Source organism: Massilia sp. 9I, assembly GCF_902506415.1.
In the GTDB taxonomy this organism is placed as follows: domain Bacteria; phylum Pseudomonadota; class Gammaproteobacteria; order Burkholderiales; family Burkholderiaceae_D; genus Telluria.
Genome location: NZ_LR733275.1, coordinates 1,513,207 through 1,529,811, shown reverse-complemented (window position 1 = coordinate 1,529,811; position 16,605 = coordinate 1,513,207). Strand labels below are relative to the sequence as shown.

The window sequence follows — 16,605 nt, the reverse complement described above, 5'->3', positions numbered from 1 at the left end:
CCTTGGCCTTTCGACCCCCATTCGCAGGAGTACGCAAATCTTAGGTTTCTTAGTCAGAACGGCGATCCGCAGGCCGAAGCTCACGGCCGCTGTGACCTTATTATTGCTGGCCGCCCTGGCCAGCACGATGACCTATACCGGTTACCTTGTCGTCGGCGTCCTGGCCGAACATCTCGGCACAGGACGGGTCGCGGCGGGGCTGCTCCTTGGCGCGCTCTTTGCACGCTTTCCCTGGATTAGCCAAGGCAAGCTGCGCATTGTCGGCGTCTTGCCCAAGCCTGTCCGCCGCCCGCTCATCGCCGGCATTCTCGTGCTGTGTCTGTTGAACTTCCTGTGGCAGGGCAGGTATGCGCCTGCATTTTTCCCAGGTTTCGCCTTGGCATTTCTTCTCGCCTATCCATGGTTGAGGAGAGCGATATTCGATCGAATCTCATCGTCCGTCTTTAAATTCGCAGGGCGAAATACGCCCGGCAGCACCGACGAAAGGGTGATCGAAGGGGAATTCAGGGAAAGAAAAGACTGAGAGGGCTGAAAACAACAACGCCAACCTGCGTGGGTCGGCGTTTCGTACGGCGCTGTTCTTGGTGGCCCGGGGCGGAATCGAACCACCGACACAAGGATTTTCAATCCTCTGCTCTACCAACTGAGCTACCAGGCCAAGGGCTCGCATTCTAGCACAAGCGTTGACGCGACGGTAGTGCTGCAGCGAAATGAGTCAACTCGGTTCATTGTCCCTGTTTGGTTGGCATCAGGCGGTTCAGGTCCAGGCCCTGGGCGCGCAGGCGGCCCAGCAGTGCATCGTAGACGGCCGGGTCCACCGTCGGCGTGCGCGACAGGATCCACAGGTATTCGCGCTTCGGTTCGCTGACGGCAGCCAGCTGGTAGCCGGGATCGAGATCGATCACCCAGTAGTCGCCCCAGACCAGCGGCAGCCAGGACAGGATGGCTGGCGCGAAGCGCACCTCCAGTTTTGGCGAACTGGCGCCGCCAAGCTGGCGCGCCACGCCGTTCGCGGTGTCGGTGCCGCCGTCGGCGCGGCGGCAGCGGTTGACCACGTCGACGCGGCCGTCCTCGCGCACGCTGTAAGTGGCGGTGGTGAAGCCGACGCACTTCTTCTGGAAGTAATTCGGGAAGCGCGCGATCTCGTACCAGGTGCCCATATAGCGCTTGACGTCGAGCGCGGGGATGGTGGCGAGCGGCCGGGCGCCGCTTCCCGCTTGGGCGGCGGCGGGGGCGGCGAGCAGCGACGCGGACAGCAATGCTGCGAGCAGGACAGGTTTCATGCAGGCTCCCGGAATGGTCGAGCCTAGATGCTAGCTCAGGAACGCGACGCGGCGCGTTCCGCGTGGCGCCGTTCGAGTTCGAGGCGCGCCGCCTTGCGCCCCTTGGCTTCCTCGAAGCGGCGCTGTTCGTCGGGCGTCGACGGCTCTAGGGGCGGCACCGCCACCGGCTTGCGGTCGTCGCCCACCGCCACCATCGTGAAGAAGCAGCTGTTCACGTGGCGCACCACCTGCGAGCGGATGTCTTCGGCGATCACCTTGATGCCGATTTCCATCGAGCTGCGGCCGGCGTAGTTCACCGAGGCCAGGAAGGTCACCAGCTCGCCGACGTGGATCGGCTGGCGGAAGGTGACCTGGTCGACGCTCATCGTCACCACGTAGCGGCCGGCATAGCGGCTGGCGCAGGCGTAGGCCACCTGGTCGAGCAGCTTGAGGATGGTGCCGCCGTGGACGTTACCGGAAAAATTGGCCGTGTCCGGGGTCATCAGGACCGTCATCGACAGCTGGTGGGAAGGCAGGTTCATGCGGGTCTTTCAGGGATGGACGCAACAGTATAGTCGTTCCGATCTTACCGAACTGGCCGCCGGCATGTGTGTTGGCCTAAAGATAATTTATTTATATCTAAGTGTGATTTAAGTCGTTTTCCTGCCCCGGCATTCGGTTTAGGCTGGGGGCATGAACAGCGACTTCCCGACCTCCTCCGGCTCCGTGCAATGGCACCTGGGCCCGATCATCGACGCGCTGCGCACTTCGCGCGAATCGACCCACAACATTCGCCACCAGGGACGGGTGCGCGAGCTGCCGTCGCGCGACGTCCTGACCCAGGTCGTGGGTGGCGTCTCGGCGGCGCTGTTCCCGACCCATTACGGGCGCCCCGACCTGAACGACGAGAGCATCGACTATTTTGTGGGCGACACCCTCAACGTGACCCTCGACCTCCTGGTCGGGCAGGTGCGGCGCGCGCTGCGCTTTTCGCCCGGCTTCGAGGACGCCGACGAGGCGCTGCTCTCGGAGCAGGCGCAGGCCATCACGCGTGAATTCGCCGCCAGCCTGCCGGCGATCCGGGCGCTGCTGGTGTCGGACGTGCATGCGGCGATGGCGGGCGACCCGGCGGCCAGCTCGGTGGCCGAGATCATGCTGTGCTATCCCGGCACCATCGCCATCCTGTACCACCGCCTGGCGCACTGCCTGCACCGGCTGGGCGTGCCGTTCCTGGCGCGCCTGGCGGCCGACATCGCCCATTCGCTGACCGGCATCGACATCCACCCGGCGGCGCAAATCGGCGCCAGCTTCTTCATCGACCACGGCACCGGCGTCGTCATCGGCGAGACCGCCATCATCGGCGAGCGCGTGCGCCTGTACCAGGCCGTGACCCTGGGCGCCAAGCGCTTCCCGGTGGATGCCAGCGGCGCCCTGGTCAAGGGCGCGCCGCGCCACCCGATCGTCGAGGACGACGTCGTCATCTACGCCGGCGCCACGGTGCTGGGCCGCATCACGGTGGGCGCCGGCTCCACCATCGGCGGCAATGTCTGGCTCACCCAGAGCGTCCCGCCGGGCAGCAACGTGTCGCAGGCGCTGTCGCGCGGCACCTGACTTGCTCAGAAGGCGTGCGCCGCGTGCAGGCTGTCCAGGATCGCCGCGCGTAGCCCACTAGCGGCCAGCGCGCTGCGCTCGCGCGGGCGCGGCAGCTCCACCGCGAACTCGGCCCGCACCGGCCCCGCCGCCGCATCCATCAACACCACCCGTTCGCTCAGGAGCAGGGCTTCGTCGATATCGTGGGTGACCACCAGCACGGCCAGCCCGCGCTGGCGCACCACGCGCACCAGCAGATCCTGCAGGCGCATGCGGGTAAAGGCGTCGACCGCCGAGAAGGGTTCGTCCAGCAGCAGCACCCGCGGGGAGGTGAACAGACCGCGCGCGATCGCCGCGCGCTGGGCCTGGCCGCCCGACAGCTGCTTGGGCAGCGCGTCCGCATGGCCGGCCAGGCCGACTTCGTCCAGCAGGGCGGCGATGCGCGCGCCGGATCCGGCGTCGGGTGCGGCCCCAAAAGCGATATTCTGCGCCACCGTCAGCCAGGGGAACAGGCGCGGCTCCTGGAACACCATGCCGACGTCGGGCGACGGACCGCGTAGCGGCTGGCCATCCAGGCGCACGCTGCCGCGGTAAGCGGTGTCCAGGCCGGCGGCGATCGACAGCAGGGTGCTCTTGCCGCAGCCGCTGGCGCCGACCAGGCTGACCGTCTCGCCTGCCGCCAGGCGCAGGCGCAGGCTGCGCAGCACCGGGCGGCTGCCGTGGTCCTTGGCGTCCACCGCGATGTCGAGCAGCGCAGTCATGCCGTCCCCCGGTCGCCGACGCTGTCGCGCCAGGCCAGCAGGCGCCGCTCCAGCAGCTGCATGGCGCTGTCGCTCAGCTTGCCCAGCAGGGCCAGCAGCACGATCGCGGCCAGCATGATGTCGGCGCGGCTCGATTCGCGCCCGTCCGTCAGCAGGTAGCCCAGGCCGCGGCTGGCGGCGATCAGCTCGGCCGCCACCATGAACATCCAGGCCAGGCTCAGGCCGTTGCGCAGCCCGGTCAAGATCGCCGGCAGCGCGGCCGGCAGCAGCACCCGCCGCGCCAGGGCCACCGGCGCCAGGCGGTACAGCCGCCCGACCTCGACCAGCTTGCGGTCGACGCCGCGGATGCCGGACACGACGCCCATGTAGACCGGGAAAAAGGCGCCGATCGCGATCAGGATCAGCTTCGGGGTCTCGTCGATGCCGAACCAGAGCAGCAGCAGGGGCACCCAGGCCAGCGAGGGAATCGCGCGCAGGGCCTGGAAGCTCGGGTCGAGCAGCTGCTGCGCGCGGCGGTCGAGCGCGACCACGGCGCCCAGCGGAAGGGCAAGGGCGGCGCCAAGCGCGAAGCCGGCCAGCACCCGTAGCGTGCTGGCCGCCAGGTGCATGGGCAGGTCGTTGGCGGCGAGCCAGGCCAGGGCCTCGCCGATGGCGCTGGGCGGCGGCAGCAGGTTGGCCGGCACGAGGCCGGCGCGCACGCCCAGTTCGGCGCCCAGCAGGGCGAGGGCGGGCAGCAGGGCGCCCAGCGGCAGGCCTGGCCACGGCCGGCTTACCGAGGCCGGCGTCGGCAGCTTGAGCGAGCGCGGTTCCATGGCCCTAGGTGCGCGTCACCAGCGGGCGGGCGAAGCGCACGTCGATTAGGCTGGCGATCACCTTGTCCAGGTCGGTGCCCGGCTTGACCAGGGCTTCGTCGCGCAGGATCGGCGCTGCCAGCTGCAGCGCGCGCAGGTGCTCGGCGCCCGGCTGCGGGTTGCTGAAGTCGCTGCGCAGCTTGACCTGCAAGAGCGCCACCGGCAGCGAAACCTTGGCTTCGTTCGACAGGATCTTCGCCGCTTCCGAGGGATTGGCGCGGGTCCAGGCACGCGCTCGCTCATAGGCCTTGATCACGCGCGCCGTCTCGCTCGGGCGGGTGGCGAGGAATTCCTCGCGCACGTTCAGGAAGCCGTAGGTATTGAACGCAACGTTGCGGTACAGGAGGCGCGCGCCGCCTTCCAGTTCGCTGGCCGCCATGTGCGGGTCGAGCCCGGCCCAGGCATCGACCCGCCCCTGCTCGAGCGCCGCGCGGCCGTCGGCGTGCTGCAGGCTGACGTGCTCGATGTCGGAGCGCTTCAATCCGACGCTGTGCAGGGCGCGCAGCAGGAACAGATAGGGATCGGTGCCCTTGGTCGCCGCCACCTTCTTGCCGCGCAGGTCGGCCAGGGTCCGGATCGGCGAATTCTTCGGCACCACCAGGGCCGTCCATTCGGGGCGCGAATAGATGTAGGGCGTGCGGATCGGGTTGCCGTTGGCGCGCGCCAGCAGGGCGGCAAGACCGGCGCTGGAGCCGAAGTCGATGCTGTTCGCGTTCAGGTATTCCAGCGCGCGGTTGCTGCCGGCGCTGAGCACCCATTTCACGCGCGTGCCCTCGGCCTTGAATTCTTCTTCCAGCCAGCCGAAGTGGCGCAGCACCAGGCTGGTGGGCGAATAATAGGCGTAATCGAGGCGCAGTTCTTCCAGCGGCGCGGCGCGCGCGGGGACCATGGGCAGGGCGCCGAGGGCGGCGCCGGTGGCGGCAAACTGCAGCAGGCTTCGTCGTTTCATGATGCTCCTTCGGATGTCAGGCTGCGGAGGGCAGCGCAGGGGCGGTTGCGGGTTCGATGCTGACCTGGCGACCCGGATGGTCCGGCGCCAGGCGCGGACCGGCGCCGAGCAGGCGCTCGCGCAGGGTGGCGCCGTCAAGGTCTTCGGCGGCGTAGCGGCCGCGCCGGCGCAGTTCCGGCACTAAGTGTTCGACCACGCCGCGCATGTCTTCCAGCGGCAGCGCATAGGCCAGGTTGAAGCCGTCGACGCCGGTCTCGTCGAGCCAGGCCTCGAGCTGGTCGGCCACGGCTGCGCCGCTGCCGACGATGATCGGGCCGCGCCCGCCCAGGCCGATGAACTCGGCGGCTTCGCGCACCGTCCAGCGGCGCTCCGGGTCGGCGGTGCTGAGCGAAGCGAGGGCCGAGCGGCCGGCGTCGGTGTCGATGTATTCGATGGTGTCGTCCAGGTGGTGGCGCGCGAAGTCGACCCCGGTCCAGCCGGACAGCAGGGCCAACGCCGCTTCCACGTCGATGTGGCGCTTGTACTCGGCCAGCCGGGCCTGCGCCTCGGCATCGGTGGCGCCGGCGATCACCAGCGCCTGCGAGTACACCAGCAGCTGCTCCGGATCGCGGCCCTCGGCCCGGCGCGCCGCACGAATGGTGTCGACGTAGCGCCTGACGGCTGCCTTGCCGGGTGCGCTGACAAAAGTCGCTTCGGCGTGGCGCGCCGCGAAGCGCATGCCGCGCGGCGAAGCCCCGGCCTGGTACAGGAAAGGCGTGCGCTGGGGCGAGGGTTCGGACAGGTGGATGCCGGGCACCGTGTAATAGCGGCCCACGTGCTCGATCGGGTGTACGCGCTCGGGGTCGGTGTAGACGCCATTCGCGCGGTCGCGCCGTACGGCATCGTCTTCCCAGCTTTTCTCCCACAGCTTGTAGACCACCTCCAGGTATTCGTCGGCCAGGTCGTAGCGCTCGTCGTGGCCGAGCTGGCGCTCGAGACCCAGGTTGCGCGCGGCGCTGTCGAGGTAGCCGGTGACGATGTTCCAGCCGACCCGGCCCCGGCTCAGGTGATCGAGCGTCGACATGCGGCGCGCGAAGGTGTAGGGGTGTTCGTAGGTGAGAGCGGCGGTGACGCCGATCCCGAGGCGGGTGGTGGCCTGGGCGATCAGCGGCACCAGGGCCAGCGGATCGTTCAGCGGCGCCTGCACCGCATGGCGCAGCGCCGGGCCCACGCTCTTGCGGTAGACGTCGTACACGCCCAGCACATCGGCCAGGAAGATGGCGTCGAAGCCGCCCGCTTCCAGCAGTTGCGCCAGCTCGATCCAGTATTCCGGCGTGGCGTAGCGCTCGCTGTCGCTGCGCGGATGGGTCCACAGGCCGGGCGACTGGTGGCCCGGGCTGTTCATCTGGAAGGCGTTGAAGCGGATCGGGCGCGCCATGCTCATTTCCCCGCCTGCAGCGCGAGCTGCTCGTCGGTCTTGGCGTAGTCGGGGAAGTGCCGGTTGGTCACCTCGAGGAATTCGCGCGAGCGGTAGGCCGCGGCGATGTCGCGCGCGAAGGGCTTGTCGCGGTCGGCCGTGCGCACCGCCACCAGGTTGGCGTAGTTCGGCGAAATCTTCTCGGTGCGCAGCGCGTCCTTGAGTTTGAGGCCCGAGGCCAGGGCGTAGTTTCCGTTCACAAAAGCGAAGTCGGCGTCCTGGAGGGCGCGCGGCAGCTGGGCCGCTTCCAGCGGCAGCAGCTTCACGCCACGCAGGTTGGCCGCGATGTCCTTTTCCGAGGCGCGCACCGGGTCGACCTTCGGACGCAGCTTGATCCAGCCCAGCTGGTCGAGCATCACCAGGGCGCGCGCCTGGTTGGTCGGGTCGTTCGGCAGGGCGACGGTGCTGCCGCTCTTCGCCGCGTCGAGGCTGCGGTGCTTGCGGCTGTAGATCGCGATCGGCGCGGTCGGAATCTTCACCAGCTCCGACAGCGCCAGTTTGTGTTCGCTGGCGAAGCGGCTCAGGTAGACGATGTGCTGGAACACGTTGGCGTCGAGCGAACCTTCGGCCAGCGCGAAATTCGGCTGGATGTAGTCGTTGAACTCGACGATCCGCACCTTGTAGCCCTTCTTCTCGAGGATGGGCTTGATGCCGAGCTTGATCTGGTCGGCGTAGGGGCCGGCGCTGGTGCCGATCACCAGTTCCTTCGGGTCTTTCGCCTGCACGGCGCCCATGGTCACGGCAAGGAAGACGGCGGCAAGCAGGGTACGGCGAGTGGCGTGCATGGAGGGTCCTGTCTGGAATAAAAGAATCAGCGCTTGTCGAGGCGGCGCGCCAGCCGGCCGCCGCTGAACTGGATCAGCTGCACCAACAGCACCAAGAGGGCCACGGTCAGCACCATGACACCGGTCTCGAAGCGGTAGTAGCCGTAGCGGATGGCGAGGTCGCCGATGCCGCCGCCGCCGACCACGCCGGCGACCGCGGAGTAGGAGAGAAAGCTGATCGCCAGCACCGTCAGCGCCAGCACCAGGCCGGAGCGCGCCTCGCGCAGCAGCACCCGGGTGACGATCTGGTAGGGAGAGGCGCCCATCGCTTCGGCGGCCTCGATCACGCCGCGCGGCACTTCGCGCAGCTGCTGTTCGACCAAGCGCGCAAAGTAGGGAATCGCCGCAAAGGACAGGGGCACGGCCGCCGCCAGCGGCCCGATCGAGGTGCCGGCGATCACCCGCGTGAGCGGCACCAGCGCCACCATCAGGATGATGAAAGGGAAGGAGCGCACCGTATTCACCAGCCAGCCCAGCACCTGGCCGATGCGGCGCCCGCGGGTGGATGCGGCATCGGCGCCCAGGTAGAGCGCGACGCCCAGCGGTCCGCCAAGCAGCACGGCCGCCGACAGGCCGATGGCCAGCATCAGTAGGGTTTCGCCGAGCGCACGCCACAGCTCGGGCAACAGGGCAATCAGGGTGTCAGTCATGCAGGGCTCCCAGGCGGGCGGCGGCGCGCGCCTCGCTGTCGTACCAGGCCAGCTCGCGCCCGAGTGCTGTCGCCCTCGGCACGCTGTGGTCGCTCAGTGCGAACTGCTCGGCGACGGCGCCGTTTTCCAGCACCGCGACGCGGTCGCACAGGCTGCCGATCACGGCCAGCTCGTGGCTGACGATGACGATGGTGACGCCCAGGCGCCCATTGATGTCGCGCAGCGTGGCAAGCAGGCCGCGCGTGGTTTCCGGATCGAGCGCGGAGGTTGGCTCGTCGCACAGCAGCACCGCTGGCTGGCTGGCCAGTGCGCGGGCGATCGCCACGCGCTGCTTTTGGCCGCCCGACAGCCGCGACGGGTAGCTGGAGGTCTTGTCCTGCAGCCCGGCCAGCGCCAGGCATTCCTCGACGCGCGCTTTCAGGCGCGGGGCATTCAATGTGCCCTCGAGGTGCAGCGGAAAGGCGACGTTCTCGAATACCGTGGCGTTCTGCAGCAGGTTAAAACCCTGGAACACCATGCCGATCTGGCGCCGCGCCTCGCGCAGCTCGCGTTTGCCTAGTTGCGTCAGTTCGCGGCCCGCGACAGTGACGCTGCCGCTGTCGGGGCGTTCCAGCAGGTTGAACATGCGCAGCAGGGTCGACTTGCCGGCGCCGCTGCGGCCCACCAGGCCGAAAATCTCGCCCTGGGCGATGTCGAGCGTGACCTCGCGCACGGCGGCGAAGCGCCCGCCCTCGGGCAGCGCGAAGGACTTGCTGGCGCGCTCGATGCGCACCGCGAATCGGGTCTCTAGGGTGCTCACGGGCTCAAGAATAGGGTGTGGGGTCCGGCACGCGTCCCGACAGGGCGTAGCGCCCGAGGTCGCGCAGCTTGTAGTCGACCGGGTCGTGCAGGGTATGCACGCGCGCGTTGCGCCAAAAGCGGTCAAAGCCATAACGCGCCGAGGTCGAGCGCGCGCCGGTGAGTTCGAACAGCTGGTTGCCGATGTCGATCGCGGCGCGGTGCGCCAGCACCTTGGCTTCGGCGGTGGCCACCGCCACCTCGCCGCGTTCGCGCGCCGTCAGGGCGTCGCCCTTGCGGAAGGCGCTCTCCAGCAGCTCGCCCGCCGCGTCGGCCAGCACGGCCGCGGGCCGCAGCATCAGCCAGAACTGGCCGTAACGGTGCTGGATGTAGGGGTCGTCGGTGACGTCGTCCACGCCGGAGGCCAGCCACGGGCGGGCGGATTCCAGTGTGTAGCCGCGCGCTGCCTCGAAAGCCCCTTGCGCGATGCCGAGGTAGAGGTTGGCCATCACCAGCTGCGCGACCTGCGAGCGCAGCGTGCTGCGCGGCGTCGGCGCCTGGCCGGGCGCCTGCAGCACCAGGGCGGCCGGCAGGTGCACGCGGTCGAAGTGGACGTTGCCGCTGTCGGTCTGGCGCTGGCCGAAAGCGTCCCAGTCGGCTTCCACCTGGATGCCCGGCTGGTTGGTCGGCAGCACCGCGACCAGGGGCGCGCCGGCCGCCTCGTCCCAGGCAGAGACCGTGAGCCAGTCCGAGCCCACCGAGCCGGACGAGAAGCTCTTGACGCCGTCCAGCGTGTAACCGGTCGGCATGGCGACGGCGCGGGTGCGGCGGTCGAGGGGATTCAGGGCATTCCCCCAGAACAGCCTCTGCTTGACCGTCATGCCCAGCAGGTTGCGCTGCTGCAGTTCGGTGCCGTACAGCTGGATGCCGGCCAGCTGCAGGTGGTGGAAGCCGAACAGATGGGCCAGGGCGCTGTCGGCACGCGCCAGGATGCGCACCGCCTGCTGGACCAGGGCCCAACTGGCGCCCTGGCCGCCGTGTTCGAGCGGCACCGACAGTGTGAGCAGGCCGGATTCGCGGATCCAGGCGCGTTCCTGCGCGGCGTGGCCGCCGGCGCGGTCGCGCTCGACGGCGGTGGCAGCCAGGCGTTCGGCCAGGCCGGCGGCGATGGCTAGCGGATCCGCGGCGGGAGCGGCGGCGTCCTGGCGCTGCGGGGACAGGGAAGAAGACATGGGCGGCGATACTTGATTGAACAGTGCAGCCAGTGTGCATCGGCGCCGCCGCCGCGTGAACGAAGGAATCCGTCCTTCGATATGAGCAAAAAGTTAAAACACCGGCCGCATATCGATGAGCGAAACAATTCGTTTGGTTGGCGCCTGGAGGGCTTTAGTCTGTCCCCATCGTCATCCCTGGACCCATCATGAGCGTCTTACTGCTGGGCGGAAGCCCCTCGCCGCAATCCTCGTGCACGCGGCTGCTGCAATACATCGGCGACCGCCTGGCCCTGCAGGGCCATCGTCCGAGCCGCATCGAAGTGCGCGAGCTGCCCGCCGAGGCGCTGCTGCTGGCCGACACCGCGAACCCCGAACTGGCGCGCGCCGTGCAGCTGGTGCAGGAGGCCAGCGTGATCGTGGTCGCCACGCCGGTCTACAAGGCCGCCTACACCGGCCTGCTGAAAGCCTTTCTCGACCTGCTGCCGCAGGACGGCCTGGCCGGCAAGGCGGTGCTGCCGATCGCCACCGGCGGCAGCCAGTCGCACATGCTGGCGCTCGATTACGCGCTGCGGCCGGTGCTGGCCTCGATGTCGGCGCGCTTCATCCTTCCCAGCATCTACGCGACCTCGGACCAGGTGTCCTGGCATACCGAATACGGCCTGGCGCTGGCGCCGCCAATCGCGGCGCGCATCGCACAGGGCATCGAGCAGCTGGGCGCAGAGCTGGGCAGGCCACTGCGCGCCGCCGCCTGAATCACCGAAGGAGCATCATTCAATGTACGAACACTTTTCGCGCCGCGCGGCGCGCCGCCACGACCTGGGCCTGGCCTTCGCCGGGATTGCCGCCACCCTGGCGGCGCAAGCGAGCGTCGGCCAGCGCGCACCCGCCGCACCGCCTGCCGAGCTGAAGCCGCATGCGCCGGCTTCGCCGCGTCCCTTCGTCGCTGCGCCAGCGCCGCGCAGCGAGGCCAACTGAGGAAGCCCGATGCCGACCCCTGACGTATTCTGGTTCCTGCCCACCCACGGCGACAGCCGCTACCTCGGCACCTCGGAGGGCGCACGCGCCGTCGACGGCGCCTACCTGAAGCAGATCGCGGTAGCCGCCGACACCCTCGGCTACGACGGCGTGCTGCTGCCCACCGGCCGTTCCTGCGAAGACGCCTGGATCGTGGCCTCTTCGCTGATCGACGCGACGCGCCGCCTCAAGTTCCTGGTCGCGGTGCGGCCCGGCCTGTCCACCCCAGGGCTCGCGGTGCGCATGGCCGCGACCTTCGATCGCCTGTCCGAGGGGCGCCTGCTCGTCAACGTCGTGACCGGCGGCGACCAGGGCGAACTCGAAGCGGACGGCCTGTTCGCCGACCACGCGAAACGCTATGAAATCTCGGATGAATTCATCCACGTGTGGCGCGCCAGCATGGCCGGCGAAGGCGGCGCGGCCGGTTTCGATTTCGAGGGCAAGCATATTCAGGTGAAAGGAGCCAAGACGCTCTACCCGCCGGTACAGGAGGGCGGCCCGCCGCTGTACTTCGGCGGCTCCTCCGAACCCGCACACGCGCTGGCGGCCGAGCAGATGGACGTCTACCTGACCTGGGGCGAGCCGCCCGCGGCGGTGGCTGCGAAGCTGGACGACATCCGCCAGCGCGCCGCACGCCGCGGCCGCACGCTGCGCTTCGGCATCCGCCTGCACGTCATCGTGCGCGAGACCAACGAAGCCGCGTGGCGCGCGGCCGAAGAGCTGATCAGCCACCTGGACGACGAGGTCATCGCCAAAGCGCAGGCGGCCTTCGCCAAGATGGATTCGGTGGGCCAGCAGCGCATGGCTGCCCTGCATGGCGGACGGCGCGACAAGCTGGAAGTCTCGCCCAACCTGTGGGCGGGCGTCGGCCTGGTGCGCGGCGGCGCCGGCACCGCGCTGGTAGGCGACCCGGAAACGGTGGCCGCGCGCATGCGCGAATACGCCGAGCTGGGGATCGAGACCTTCATCCTGTCGGGCTATCCACACCTGGAAGAGTCCTACCGCTTCGCCGAGCTGGTGTTCCCGCTGCTGGGCAAGGGCAAAGCCGTCGGCGCGCAGTCGCTCACCGGTCCCTTCGGCGAGATGATGGCGAGCGACATCGTGCCCAAGAAGCGCGCCGCCTGAAGGACGCAGGGGGCAAGCGTCATTGCCGCATTTGCTATCATGGCGCGATGTCTATCCTGCTCGTACCCGGCTACATGGCCGACGAAACACTCTGGGACGAGGTGCGCACTCCGCTCGAACAATTCGGGCCGGTGGTGCACGCCGACCTGCGCCACGACACCAGCATCGAAGCGATGGCCGCCCGCGCGCTGGCCAACGCTCCCTGCAATTTCATCCTGGTCGGCTTCTCGATGGGCGGCTACGTCGCCCGTGAGATCGCGCGCCTGGCGCCCGAGCGGGTGCGCGCCCTGGTCATGATTGCCACCTCCACCCGCGCCGACTCGCCTTCGCTGCGCCAGAGCCGCGGCACGGTCGGCAAGGCGGCCGCCTCGGTGTCTTTCTCGGGCCTGAGCAAGACCGCGATCGCGACCTCCCTGCATCCGAAACAGGCCGCCAACGAGGCCTTGATCGAACGCGTGCGCGCCATGGGCGTGCGCCTCGGCGGCGAGGTGTTCCGGCGCCAGTCGAGCATCGTGCGCACCAGTGACCTGGCGCGCCTGCACGAGATCCGCTGCCCAACCCTGATTGTGGCGGCCGGACAGGACCGCCTGCGTTCGCGCGAAGAAGCCGAGGAACTGCATTCCGGCCTGCCAGGTTCGGAGTTTGCCCTCATCGAGGACAGCGGCCACATGCTGCCGATCGAGGCGCCCGCGGAGCTGCTGGCGGTGGTCCTGCCCTGGCTGGAGAAGGTCGCGCCGCCGGTCTAGGTTACCGCTGAAGCGGACCAGTCGCGCAGGCCGCGGATCGCTTCTTCCTTGAGCTTGGCCTCGATCTCGATATAGGGCGCCGCCAGGTAGGACGAGGGCATGACCTCAATCAGGTCGGAATGCTGGCGATCGTTGAAGCCTTCGCGGCCGTTCGAAATGTGCACCAGCTGGTGCTCCGGATTGGCCCAGGTCGCGCGTGCCCTCAAGAGCATTTCGCCCACGCTGGGATCCTCGTAGCTCGACAGCTTCGCATGCACCACGTGGTGGTGGGCGTCGAACACCATCGGCACACCGGCGCGCATGCAAATGTCGGCAATCTCTTGCGCGCCATACGCGTATTCATCGTTCTCCAGCCCAAGGCGGCAGCGGATGGCGTCGGGCAGCTGGGCGATGCGTTCGACCAGGGCGTCGGCCCGGTTGCCCTTGCCGCCGTGGATCTCGAGCAGGGCCCAGGGCGAGCGCGGCTGCTCCAGCAGGTCCATGATGTCGGCGTGCATCTGCAGGATCTTGACGCTGTTCGCCACCACGCCTTCCGAATCCGAACTGAGCACCACGAACTGGTCCGGGTGCATCACCAGGCGAATCCCGCGCTCCAGCGCGCGCCGGCCCGAACGCGCCAGGGTGTCGGCAAAAGGCGCCAGCACCTCGCGCCCGATGTCCTCGTCGGCGAAGGGGAAGATCGAGGAGGGAAGGCGGTACAGGCGGATGGCTTCAAGTTCGCAATAGCGCAGCGCATTGTCCAGGGTCTGGATGTTGTCGCGGTATAGCCCGTCGAGCAAGGCGCGCTGGCCGTCCAGGCTGTGCTCGAGCAGGCGCTTGCGCGTGACCGTGCGGTAGCGGACGTCTTTCGATGCAGTGATGCAGACGAGGCCGAGATTCGGTCGCATGGGTTCCCTGTGCATGGGCGCGGCGGCTGCCGCTCTCCTCCCGAGTCTAGCGCAAGGTATATAGCGGGACGTCCGCCTGGCGCGCGTGGCGGCGACGTACGCGGGTCAAGCCAGGGACGGCCGCCGCTCAGCGCGGCCGGCCGAACACCTGGGTCCAGTAGACCAGGCCGCTGCGCTTTTCCGCGACGATGCCGTAGGCCGCGCCCATCTCGGTGAAGCTCGGGTTCATGATGTTGGCGCAATGGCCAGGGCTGTCGAGCCAGCCGGCCACGGCTTCGTCGGGCGTGCTCTGGCCGAAGGCGATGTTCTCGCCAACCCGCTGCCAGGCATAGCCGGCGCGCGCCGCGCGGTCGGCCGGCTGGCTGCCGTCCTTGGCGCGGTGGCTGAAGTAGCGGCGCGCCGCCATGTCGCGGCTGTGGCCCAGGGCGGCCTCGCCCAGCCGCGGGTTCCAGCTGACCGGTGGCGCCGGCGCAAAATGTTCCGTGCCGCAGGTGCGTGCACTGGCGCGCGCCGCGTTCACTCCGGCCAGGATGGCCTTGCCCGCCTCGTTCCAGTCGGGGAAGGATTCGGAAGGCAGGGGCGGCGCCGGACGCGCCAGGATCACGGTCCATTCTTTGCCGTCGCGGTAGCTGCCGACCGCCGAAAAGCGGCTGTCGAGCAGAGTCCTGCAGTACTTCTGCTGCAGGACTTCCATCGCCTCAGCCGGCGTGTCCGGGCCGGTGACGCTGATGGAGTCGGCGCGCTCGGCGGCGTAGCCGACCCGCTCCAGCGCGGTTTCGATAAAGGTGGCGGGACCGATGCGCACTTGCGCCAGCGCCGGGTGCGGCGCCAGCGCGTCCACCGGCGCGGCGGGGCGGCCCATGCAGCTGCCCGGCGCGATGCGGTAGGCATTGATCAGGGTGCTCAGCTGTTCGGCGCCGTAGGCGGGTGCGGGCACGGCGGCGGCCATGCCCGGCCAGGCGGCGGCCAGCGCCAGCGCACACGATGCGAATGGCATAGCGGCGCGCCACATGGAGCGGGGCAGCTGGAATGGCTGGGTCGGGAGTGTCGGTAGCATGTCGAGCTTGAGCCGCGTCGAACGGCCAGGCAATGGTAGCGTAGGCCGGTCGCTGCGTCTTCGTACCGGCATTGGCAAAGCTGAATTGACAGTCGATCAAGCCGGCTCCAAAGCAAAAACGCCGACCTGCGGTCAGCGTTTTGGAAGCCGGACAGGAAGCGTGGCGCATCCGTCGGGAACCCGTCCACTATAGCAGGATCGGTGCGGCCCTGCATAGGGTCGTGCTGTAACAATATGCGGTAGAGCCGCGCCAGCAGCGGGCGCCGGGCGCTAGCCAAAGTGTCACAAACAGTTGGGCTGCACCACTGCAGCCTGTTAATTTATTTGCCGGCAAGAAATTATTTAATTTCCGTTAAGAAATTTGTAACGAAGTGCATCATTGCCTTATCTCGTTGTCAAGTAAGTTTTGCTTGGGAAAAAAAGTGTAGAAAAAAAACTACGATGCACATTGCATGATCTAGATCAATATTCATAGGGAAATCCATCTTTAATTCTGGCAAAGCATAGAATTTTCGAATCTTATTTTTAACAACTATTTCAGTCAAAGAATGTCTCCATTGATATAGTTGAGACGCACATTTCTTGCAATAAATGCAGCGTGCGTAAACGGCAGCGCATCGTTACTCAACTATTAGGCGGAAACAATAATGACTCCAAGCTTCCTGAAACGTCCTTCCCGTACCCTGAGCGGGATCTCCAAACTAGGGCTGGCCATGGCCGGTGCAATCGCGCTGCTGGGCTCCGCGCCGGCGGCAGCAGCCGTCCTCACCTTCGAATCCCAGCTTCCGACCGTCTATGCGGGTGGCGAAACCATCGATGAGAACGGGTTCCGCCTGACCGCGGTCGACAACCTCGGCGACGGCACCGGCCTGGCCGGCGGCACCGTCAACGGTAGCGACCCGACCTCCTGCGCCCTGGGCGGCTGCCCGAGCGGCAACAACACCACCTTCTACGTTGGTGTTGTCGACGGCAGCGCCGTGATCACCCGTAACTGGTCCGAGGCTACTTTCCGCCTGAACGGCTTCGACTACAGCTTCATGGGACCGATCGGCGGCCTGGCGCCTGGCTCCTACGGCCGCCTGAACCTGGTCGGCAACCTGCTCGGCGGCGGCACCATCAGCACCAGCCTCGACTTCACGAGCGCGTTCGACAACTCGGGCAACCCGGTGTTCGGTCCGGCCGCGCTGGCCGCCGACTTCATGAGCGCCACCCTGACCAGCCTGAGCTTCCGTGCCTGCCTGTTCGACGGCACCAGCTGCATCTACCCGAGCCTCGATAGCCCGCTGCTCGGCCAGGCCCAGTTCGGCATCGACAACATCAACCTGGCCGAAGTGCCGGAACCCGGCAGCATGGCCTTGATCGGCCTCGGCATGGGCGCGCTCGCGCTGCGCCGCCGCAAGATCGCCGCTTCCGCCACCGTCACCGCCTGAGCGCCTGGAGAA

General features: G+C 68.0%; 19 protein-coding genes and 1 tRNA gene. 7 read left to right on the top strand and 13 right to left on the bottom strand.

Translation table 11 applies throughout. From position 1 onward, the window contains the following. The first annotated feature begins 127 nt into the window (after window positions 1-127). Window positions 128-523 carry a hypothetical protein gene (locus GV068_RS06980; RefSeq protein WP_159696645.1) on the top strand — a complete coding sequence of 132 codons (396 nt, stop codon included), beginning with the start codon at window positions 128-130 and terminating at the stop codon, window positions 521-523. A gap of 59 nt (window positions 524-582) precedes the next feature. Here GV068_RS06980 and GV068_RS06975 read toward each other — a convergent pair. From GV068_RS06975 to GV068_RS06965, 3 genes are all read right to left on the bottom strand, one after another. After that, window positions 583-658 (bottom strand) — tRNA-Phe (locus GV068_RS06975). Between the two features lie 67 nt (window positions 659-725). Next, a complete protein-coding gene (locus GV068_RS06970; protein ID WP_159696644.1) occupies window positions 726-1,283 on the bottom strand; it encodes a lipocalin family protein in 558 nt (185 codons plus the stop codon). 35 nt (window positions 1,284-1,318) lie between these two features. Further along, complete coding sequence (locus tag GV068_RS06965) at window positions 1,319-1,804, bottom strand: acyl-CoA thioesterase (RefSeq protein WP_159696643.1); 486 nt, start codon at window positions 1,802-1,804, stop codon at window positions 1,319-1,321. Between the two features lie 151 nt (window positions 1,805-1,955). Between GV068_RS06965 and epsC the strand changes: the two genes are divergently transcribed. Continuing rightward, window positions 1,956-2,873, top strand: coding sequence for a serine O-acetyltransferase EpsC (gene epsC, locus GV068_RS06960; protein ID WP_159696642.1), 918 nt, complete (start codon window positions 1,956-1,958; stop codon window positions 2,871-2,873). A gap of 5 nt (window positions 2,874-2,878) precedes the next feature. Here epsC and GV068_RS06955 read toward each other — a convergent pair whose 3' ends face one another. The 8 genes from GV068_RS06955 to GV068_RS06920 are packed head-to-tail and all read right to left on the bottom strand — an operon-like array spanning window position 2,879 to window position 10,352. Further along, complete coding sequence (locus GV068_RS06955; RefSeq protein ID WP_159696641.1) at window positions 2,879-3,613, bottom strand: ABC transporter ATP-binding protein; 735 nt, start codon at window positions 3,611-3,613, stop codon at window positions 2,879-2,881. Beyond that, on the bottom strand, window positions 3,610-4,425 hold the full coding sequence (locus tag GV068_RS06950) for an ABC transporter permease (protein WP_159696640.1): 816 nt from the start codon (window positions 4,423-4,425) through the stop codon (window positions 3,610-3,612). The genes GV068_RS06955 and GV068_RS06950 overlap by 4 nt, the downstream gene beginning before the upstream one ends. Before the next feature lie 4 nt (window positions 4,426-4,429). After that, window positions 4,430-5,413, bottom strand: a complete 984-nt coding sequence (locus GV068_RS06945) for an aliphatic sulfonate ABC transporter substrate-binding protein (RefSeq protein WP_159696639.1) — start codon at window positions 5,411-5,413, stop codon at window positions 4,430-4,432. 16 nt (window positions 5,414-5,429) lie between these two features. Beyond that, on the bottom strand, window positions 5,430-6,830 hold the full coding sequence (locus tag GV068_RS06940; RefSeq protein WP_159696638.1) for an LLM class flavin-dependent oxidoreductase: 1,401 nt from the start codon (window positions 6,828-6,830) through the stop codon (window positions 5,430-5,432). A gap of 2 nt (window positions 6,831-6,832) precedes the next feature. Beyond that, window positions 6,833-7,654, bottom strand: coding sequence for a MetQ/NlpA family ABC transporter substrate-binding protein (locus tag GV068_RS06935; protein WP_159696637.1), 822 nt, complete (start codon window positions 7,652-7,654; stop codon window positions 6,833-6,835). Between the two features lie 26 nt (window positions 7,655-7,680). Further along, on the bottom strand, window positions 7,681-8,343 hold the full coding sequence (locus GV068_RS06930; protein WP_159696636.1) for a methionine ABC transporter permease: 663 nt from the start codon (window positions 8,341-8,343) through the stop codon (window positions 7,681-7,683). Further along, complete coding sequence (locus tag GV068_RS06925) at window positions 8,336-9,142, bottom strand: methionine ABC transporter ATP-binding protein (protein ID WP_229463829.1); 807 nt, start codon at window positions 9,140-9,142, stop codon at window positions 8,336-8,338. The genes GV068_RS06930 and GV068_RS06925 overlap by 8 nt, the downstream gene beginning before the upstream one ends. A 4-nt stretch (window positions 9,143-9,146) precedes the next feature. Then, complete coding sequence (locus GV068_RS06920) at window positions 9,147-10,352, bottom strand: acyl-CoA dehydrogenase family protein (protein ID WP_159696635.1); 1,206 nt, start codon at window positions 10,350-10,352, stop codon at window positions 9,147-9,149. A 188-nt stretch (window positions 10,353-10,540) separates the two neighbouring features. Between GV068_RS06920 and ssuE the strand changes: the two genes are divergently transcribed. From ssuE to GV068_RS06900, 4 genes are read left to right on the top strand one after another with little or no spacing between them, the layout of a single operon-like run. Next, entirely contained in the window at window positions 10,541-11,086 is a 546-nt protein-coding gene (ssuE, locus tag GV068_RS06915; RefSeq protein WP_159696634.1) for an NADPH-dependent FMN reductase, read from the top strand. A 22-nt stretch (window positions 11,087-11,108) separates the two neighbouring features. After that, a complete protein-coding gene (locus GV068_RS06910) occupies window positions 11,109-11,309 on the top strand; it encodes a hypothetical protein (protein WP_159696633.1) in 201 nt (66 codons plus the stop codon). A gap of 9 nt (window positions 11,310-11,318) precedes the next feature. Continuing rightward, entirely contained in the window at window positions 11,319-12,473 is a 1,155-nt protein-coding gene (ssuD, locus tag GV068_RS06905) for an FMNH2-dependent alkanesulfonate monooxygenase (protein ID WP_159696632.1), read from the top strand. Between the two features lie 47 nt (window positions 12,474-12,520). Next, window positions 12,521-13,219, top strand: coding sequence for an alpha/beta fold hydrolase (locus tag GV068_RS06900; protein ID WP_159696631.1), 699 nt, complete (start codon window positions 12,521-12,523; stop codon window positions 13,217-13,219). On the opposite strand, the gene uvsE is transcribed toward GV068_RS06900, so the two are convergent. Both uvsE and GV068_RS06890 read right to left on the bottom strand, forming a co-directional pair. Further along, a complete protein-coding gene (gene uvsE, locus GV068_RS06895) occupies window positions 13,216-14,106 on the bottom strand; it encodes a UV DNA damage repair endonuclease UvsE (RefSeq protein WP_159696630.1) in 891 nt (296 codons plus the stop codon). The two genes, GV068_RS06900 and uvsE, sit on opposite strands and share 4 nt — an antisense overlap. Before the next feature lie 127 nt (window positions 14,107-14,233). Further along, window positions 14,234-15,103 carry a CAP domain-containing protein gene (locus tag GV068_RS06890; protein WP_229463817.1) on the bottom strand — a complete coding sequence of 290 codons (870 nt, stop codon included), beginning with the start codon at window positions 15,101-15,103 and terminating at the stop codon, window positions 14,234-14,236. A 707-nt stretch (window positions 15,104-15,810) separates the two neighbouring features. On the opposite strand from GV068_RS06890, the gene GV068_RS06885 reads away from it, so the two are divergent. Beyond that, complete coding sequence (locus GV068_RS06885) at window positions 15,811-16,593, top strand: NF038120 family PEP-CTERM protein (RefSeq protein WP_159696629.1); 783 nt, start codon at window positions 15,811-15,813, stop codon at window positions 16,591-16,593. Window positions 16,594-16,605: the final 12 nt, after the last annotated feature.

Excerpts from the sequence above, each read along its gene's own strand:
- epsC (WP_159696642.1), top strand. The coding sequence starts at position 1,956 with ATGAACAGCGACTTCCCGACCTCCTCCGGCTCCGTGCAATGGCACCTG.
- GV068_RS06910 (WP_159696633.1), top strand. The coding sequence starts at position 11,109 with ATGTACGAACACTTTTCGCGCCGCGCGGCGCGCCGCCACGACCTGGGC.
- GV068_RS06955 (WP_159696641.1), bottom strand. The coding sequence starts at position 3,613 with ATGACTGCGCTGCTCGACATCGCGGTGGACGCCAAGGACCACGGCAGC.
- GV068_RS06885 (WP_159696629.1), top strand. The coding sequence starts at position 15,811 with ATGACTCCAAGCTTCCTGAAACGTCCTTCCCGTACCCTGAGCGGGATC.
- GV068_RS06950 (WP_159696640.1), bottom strand. The coding sequence starts at position 4,425 with ATGGAACCGCGCTCGCTCAAGCTGCCGACGCCGGCCTCGGTAAGCCGG.
- ssuE (WP_159696634.1), top strand. The coding sequence starts at position 10,541 with ATGAGCGTCTTACTGCTGGGCGGAAGCCCCTCGCCGCAATCCTCGTGC.
- GV068_RS06940 (WP_159696638.1), bottom strand. The coding sequence starts at position 6,830 with ATGGCGCGCCCGATCCGCTTCAACGCCTTCCAGATGAACAGCCCGGGC.
- GV068_RS06980 (WP_159696645.1), top strand. The coding sequence starts at position 128 with ATGACCTATACCGGTTACCTTGTCGTCGGCGTCCTGGCCGAACATCTC.
- GV068_RS06965 (WP_159696643.1), bottom strand. The coding sequence starts at position 1,804 with ATGAACCTGCCTTCCCACCAGCTGTCGATGACGGTCCTGATGACCCCG.
- ssuD (WP_159696632.1), top strand. The coding sequence starts at position 11,319 with ATGCCGACCCCTGACGTATTCTGGTTCCTGCCCACCCACGGCGACAGC.
- GV068_RS06970 (WP_159696644.1), bottom strand. The coding sequence starts at position 1,283 with ATGAAACCTGTCCTGCTCGCAGCATTGCTGTCCGCGTCGCTGCTCGCC.
- uvsE (WP_159696630.1), bottom strand. The coding sequence starts at position 14,106 with ATGCGACCGAATCTCGGCCTCGTCTGCATCACTGCATCGAAAGACGTC.
- GV068_RS06890 (WP_229463817.1), bottom strand. The coding sequence starts at position 15,103 with ATGCCATTCGCATCGTGTGCGCTGGCGCTGGCCGCCGCCTGGCCGGGC.
- GV068_RS06945 (WP_159696639.1), bottom strand. The coding sequence starts at position 5,413 with ATGAAACGACGAAGCCTGCTGCAGTTTGCCGCCACCGGCGCCGCCCTC.
- GV068_RS06930 (WP_159696636.1), bottom strand. The coding sequence starts at position 8,343 with ATGACTGACACCCTGATTGCCCTGTTGCCCGAGCTGTGGCGTGCGCTC.
- GV068_RS06900 (WP_159696631.1), top strand. The coding sequence starts at position 12,521 with ATGTCTATCCTGCTCGTACCCGGCTACATGGCCGACGAAACACTCTGG.
- GV068_RS06935 (WP_159696637.1), bottom strand. The coding sequence starts at position 7,654 with ATGCACGCCACTCGCCGTACCCTGCTTGCCGCCGTCTTCCTTGCCGTG.
- GV068_RS06920 (WP_159696635.1), bottom strand. The coding sequence starts at position 10,352 with ATGTCTTCTTCCCTGTCCCCGCAGCGCCAGGACGCCGCCGCTCCCGCC.